At 70.4% G+C, this 4,696-nt stretch carries 5 protein-coding genes and 1 tRNA gene; 2 read left to right on the forward strand and 4 right to left on the reverse strand.

The window, feature by feature from the left end; genetic code table 11:
* Positions 1-49 precede the first annotated feature (49 nt).
* Positions 50-373, reverse strand: a complete 324-nt coding sequence (locus tag FNH08_RS44905; protein ID WP_152777283.1) for a cupin domain-containing protein — start codon at positions 371-373, stop codon at positions 50-52.
* A 164-nt stretch (positions 374-537) separates the two neighbouring features.
* Between FNH08_RS44905 and FNH08_RS44910 the strand changes: the two genes are divergently transcribed.
* Both FNH08_RS44910 and FNH08_RS44915 read left to right on the forward strand, forming a co-directional pair.
* Entirely contained in the window at positions 538-1,017 is a 480-nt protein-coding gene (locus FNH08_RS44910) for a MarR family winged helix-turn-helix transcriptional regulator (RefSeq protein WP_152777285.1), read from the forward strand.
* A 100-nt stretch (positions 1,018-1,117) separates the two neighbouring features.
* Complete coding sequence (locus FNH08_RS44915; protein ID WP_152777286.1) at positions 1,118-1,588, forward strand: GNAT family N-acetyltransferase; 471 nt, start codon at positions 1,118-1,120, stop codon at positions 1,586-1,588.
* Between the two features lie 331 nt (positions 1,589-1,919).
* On the opposite strand, the gene FNH08_RS44920 is transcribed toward FNH08_RS44915, so the two are convergent.
* The 3 genes from FNH08_RS44920 to FNH08_RS44930 all read right to left on the reverse strand — a co-directional run bounded on the left by FNH08_RS44920 (position 1,920) and on the right by FNH08_RS44930 (position 4,305).
* Positions 1,920-1,993, reverse strand: a tRNA-Ala gene (locus tag FNH08_RS44920).
* A gap of 126 nt (positions 1,994-2,119) precedes the next feature.
* Positions 2,120-3,469 carry a divisome protein SepX/GlpR gene (sepX, locus tag FNH08_RS44925; protein WP_322726467.1) on the reverse strand — a complete coding sequence of 450 codons (1,350 nt, stop codon included), beginning with the start codon at positions 3,467-3,469 and terminating at the stop codon, positions 2,120-2,122.
* Between the two features lie 173 nt (positions 3,470-3,642).
* Entirely contained in the window at positions 3,643-4,305 is a 663-nt protein-coding gene (locus FNH08_RS44930) for a GNAT family N-acetyltransferase (RefSeq protein WP_322726468.1), read from the reverse strand.
* Positions 4,306-4,696: the final 391 nt, after the last annotated feature.

The raw sequence follows: 4,696 nt of genomic DNA on the forward strand, positions 1-4,696 counted from the left end.
GGGCGGGGGTAGGGGTGGCTCTACCGCCACGGACTTACAGGGAATGGAGTCACTCCGCCCACGGAAGGGAGATCTTGCCCTCACTGCCCGGCATCATCGCCCTGCCTCCGACCGTCATGGCGACCAGCGCCTCGGCGGGTCCGCCCCCGACCGCCCTGAGCTGCCGCACCGCCCCGGCGGCCAGGATCACCGCCTGACCGGCCCCGACGCGCTCGACCCTGCCGTCCACCTCGACCTCGAACACACCCAACAGGGGCATCCACACCTGCTCACGGTCGATGATGTGCACCGGCGTGGACTTGCCCGCACCGAGCTCCACCCGCCAGGTACTGACCTCGGCACTGCCCTGACTGGGCCCCGCGAGCCCGGACATCACGCCGGCCGGAGTCCTGGTAGTCCGCCGCTCACTCTCACTGACCACGTACACAAAGCCTCCAAGGCTCCGAGACCCGTAAGCAAGCACCTAAGTAAAGTACCTTTACTCACCCTTCCGTCGCCGAGTAAAGACGCTTTACACACGTGTGTCAAGATGAGGCGATGAAGCCCCGCGACCACGACCCACTCGAGAACACCGAGCTGACCTTCCTGCTCGGGATGGCCTTCCAGCTCGTTCTCTCCGAGTTCGTGAGTCGCGTGGACGCCGCCGGCTACGCCGAACTGCGCCCGGTGCACGGCCTGGTCTTCCAGGCCCTCCGCGACACCGGCGCGACGAGCAGCGAACTGGCCGAGCGACTCGGCGTCACCAAACAGGCCGCGGGCCAGATCATCGACGACCTGGAGAAGCGCGGTTACGTCGAACGCCACCCGCACCCCGAGGGAGGCCGCCGCAAACTGGTCGTCCTGACCGACAAGGCGCGGGAACACCTCTCCGTGGCCGGACGCATCCTCCACCAACTGGAGGGACAACTGGCCACGCGACTCCAGGAGGCCGGCCTGAACCTCCCCCGGGCCGAACTCGCCGCCATCATCCGCACATTGGCAGGCGACACGATCCCGCCGCTGCGTCCTCTGTGGTGAGGCTCCCAGGTACCGCCAAAGGTTGTCCCGCAACTGTGAGTTGGGCCTAGCCTGAGCCAGTCACCTCGGTACCGATCTTGCGGAGGCTGAGACTGCGCCCATGGACATATCCCTGCGCGAGCTTGAGGACAGCGACCTGCCGATCTTCTGGCAGCAGTTGACGGACCCCGAGTTGCAGCAGATGGCAGCTGTGACCAGGAAGTACCACTACGACCGTGGCCACTTCGACCGGCACTGGGCAAAGGTGCGCGCGGACCCGTCCGTGATCTTGCGAAGCGTCCTCGCCGACGGCGCTGTAGCAGGACACGCCGCTGTCTTCGGGCCGCCCTCGGAGCGTGAGGTCACGTACGTCGTCGGACGAGCGCATTGGGGCCAGGGCATCGCCACCGCGGCCCTTGCCGAACTGATCAAGCTGGAGCCCGCCCGGCCGCTGCACGCCGACGCCGCCGTTGACAATGCCGGCTCCATCCGCGTGCTGGAGAAGTGCGGCTTCGCCATCACAGGGAAGAGCCGGTGCTTCGCCCAGGCTCGCGATGAGGAGATCGACCTGGTCCACTTGACGCTGAGGTGAGCGCGGCACCGCCGCCTGGACAGCGTCATCGCACCGGCCTTGGCGATCCTGCCCACGGTGTTCGCGGAGTTGTTCCCCACCCGCGGACGTCTCTGGCGGCCTCAAGACCGCCCGGCACGAGGCCAGGTCACCAAGACGCTCCTGTTCGCCCCCATGGACACCGGGCGACCACCTCCCGCCGCAGCGCCCCAACCTCGCCGCCGAGGACCGCTGCCATCCACCACCCCAACAGGCTCGGACAGGCCCCGGAAACGACAAAGATCCCTACCGATCATCATGATCGGCGGGATCTCGTCAACCGCTCCTGAGCGAACTCAAGAACAGCTGTGCGTGGACCTGAGGGGATTTGAACCCCTGGCCCCCTCGATGCGAACGAGGTGCGCTACCGGACTGCGCCACAGGCCCTTGCAACGAGTGAAACTCTAGCATCCCGATCCGGCTGCTTGGAAATCCGTTCCGGTGCTGGTCAACCACGGCGGACCTGCCGGGGCGTCAGCGCGCACGGCGCCGGCCCTCCGGTACCCGGCGGACCTACTCGTTGGCCGCCTTCGGGCGGTCGCCGTCCTCGTACTGGTCGAACAGCGGGGTCCGGCCCCGCTCCCGGGCCCGGCGCGCGGACGCGGCTCGGCGGGCGTCCGAGCGGCCGTCCTCGGAGGGGTCCGAGGAGTCGGTGCCCGCCGGGCCCTCTCCGGACGAAGCCGAGGCCGAGGCCGAGGCCGAGGACTCGGGAGAGGAGTGCGTTGTGGACTGCGTGGCGGACGAAGGCGCCTGGGCCTTCGGGTCGCGCGCGGCGGCGGCACCCGTGCCCACCGCACTCGACCGCGCCGAGCTCCACGAGTCCGGGGCCCCCAGGTCCACGTTCGGTGTGGCCCGCGGTGCGACCGGTGCGGTCACGTACGTGGGGAGCGGCACCGGGACCGGGTCCCAGCTGTCTCCCTGGCCGGGGCGCCGCTGCCGCTCGCGCTGCTGGTCGACCCACTCCGCGTGGTCGGTCTGCTCGACGAGGGCGCGGCGGTCGGCCGCGAGCGCGGAGAGGCCGGGGTCGGTCCCGGTCTCTGGTCCGTCCTCCGGCTCGTCGGTGTCCGCGTCGGGCGTCGGGCGCCGTCGGGGCTGCCGCTCACGCAGCCGCTTGGCCGCCGCCTCGGCCCGGCGCCGGTCCATCTTGTACGCGAAACGCCGCCGCTCCTTGACCCGCAGGTAGGCGATGTACACGCTCAGCATCACCGCCGGTACGCCGGGCGCCCAGAGGAGGGCGAGCCCGCCGACCGCTGCGACGATCGCTCCGAGCGTGAAGGCGAGAAAGAGCATGACGGTCGTACGCCGCCGGCGCGCGAGAACCTTCGAGCGCTGGGCGCGTGCGGCCGACTCCGCCGAGCTTCCGCGCCGTCCGCGTGCACCCGAAGCCGACATCGCCGCGGGCCGCGACGACGAGGGCTGCGCCTTGCCGCCCGGCTGCGACTGCTTCGGCACCGGCCTGCCGCCCGCGGGCGCCCCGGACCTGGCACCGCCGTGGGGCGCACCACCCTGCGGTGTGCTGCCCTGCGGTGTGCCGCCCTTCGCCTTGGGTTCGCCCGGTTCGGCCGGCAGGTGTGTCCTGGTCTGCGGCCGGTGCGGAGGCATGGCGAAGGCCCGGACGTCCACCGAGTCGGTGACGACGCCCGGGTCACCGGCGTGCTCCTCCTCGTCGGTGGAGCGCGCCCGCAGGTCCTTGGCGTACCGGCGCTCCATGCCCGCCCGTCCGGAAAGCAGCCGGATGGCGGTGCTGAAGCGTTCCGTCGGACGGGCTTCGTTCAGCTCGTCCTGCCTACGGAGCCACATCGGCACCAAGTAGGCGGCCCAGGCCCCGACGATGACTGCGTAGATGAGGCCGCTGCTGCTCACGCCTCACACGGTAGAGGGGTTTGCATGAGGCCATCTGCCAATTGAGCCGGTGTGTCGCACGATCTGGCTGATATTTCGAGCTTTTTTTGTGACCGATGCGATCAGCAGGCCACAGGGAGCGCGAAATTAACGCGCTCAGACGATCGGTGACCGATCAATTTCGAACACGTATTTCATTTGCGCGGCGTGTCGCCGGAAGTGCCGGACGTGTTCTGTGACGTGTTCTGGGGCGTGCTCTGCGGAGCGTTCCGCGCGCGTACCCGCTGCCAGCGGGCCAGCAGGCCGTCGGGCACCTCTTCGGCGGTGAGCGCGAAGACGAGGTGGTCGCGCCAGGCCCCGTCGATGTGAAGATAACGTGGACGAAGCCCTTCCTCGCGGAATCCGAGTTTCTCCACGACCCGGCGGCTGGGCCCGTTCTCGGGACGAATACAGACTTCGATGCGGTGCAGACCGACGCCGCGGAAGCAGTGGTCGACCACGAGGGCCACGGCTGTCGGCATCACGCCACGTCCGGCGACCGCCTCGTCCACCCAGTAACCGACGTGCCCGGAGCACATCGAGCCCCAGGTGATCCCGGCGACCGTCAGCTGGCCGACGAGCCGGCCCTGGTACTCGATCACGAACGGCAGCATCCGGCCCGCGCTCGCCTCCGCGCGCAGGTGGCGGACCATCTGGCGGTAGGTCGGCCGGTGCGTCATCGGGCCGCCGGGCGTGGGCGGCGGAATCGTCGCCTCCCAGGGCCGCAGCCAGTCCCGATTACGCCGGTTGACCTCGCGCCAGGCCCGCTGGTCGCGCAGCTTTATCGGCCGGAGGACGACGTCGCCGTCCGCCAGCACGACGGGCCAGGATGGGCTGTTCAGCTCGCACCCCCACTCGGTCCGGGGCGGTCCGCACCGGGGCCGGAGTGGTCCTCGGCAACCCCGCCGGGTCTGTGCTCGGCGAAGCCCGCGGCCCCACCGTGTCTGTGCCGGGCGGCTCCCGTGGGCCCACCGTCTCCGTCCCCGACAGCCTCCGCGGAACCACCAGGCGCGGACCCAGCAGCCTCGATGGACCCACCACGTCCGGCCCCGGTGATGTCGGCGACCCCGCCGGGGCTGTGCCCACCGGCGCCCGCGCCCGCACCCAGTCCCTGCCCGGCGGCTCCCGTGGGCCCACCATCTCCGTCCCCGACAGCCTCCGCGGAACCACCCGATCCGGCCCCGCCAGCCTCGCTGGACCCACCAGGCC

The sequence above is a fragment of the Streptomyces spongiae genome (assembly GCF_009377185.1).
GTDB lineage: Bacteria > Actinomycetota > Actinomycetes > Streptomycetales > Streptomycetaceae > Streptomyces > Streptomyces spongiae.

What these genes read in the sequence shown, in the direction of transcription:
- FNH08_RS44905 (WP_152777283.1), bottom strand. Translation starts at nt 373, where the DNA reads ATGTCCGGGCTCGCGGGGCCCAGTCAGGGCAGTGCCGAGGTCAGTACC.
- FNH08_RS44910 (WP_152777285.1), top strand. Translation starts at nt 538, where the DNA reads ATGAAGCCCCGCGACCACGACCCACTCGAGAACACCGAGCTGACCTTC.
- FNH08_RS44915 (WP_152777286.1), top strand. Translation starts at nt 1,118, where the DNA reads ATGGACATATCCCTGCGCGAGCTTGAGGACAGCGACCTGCCGATCTTC.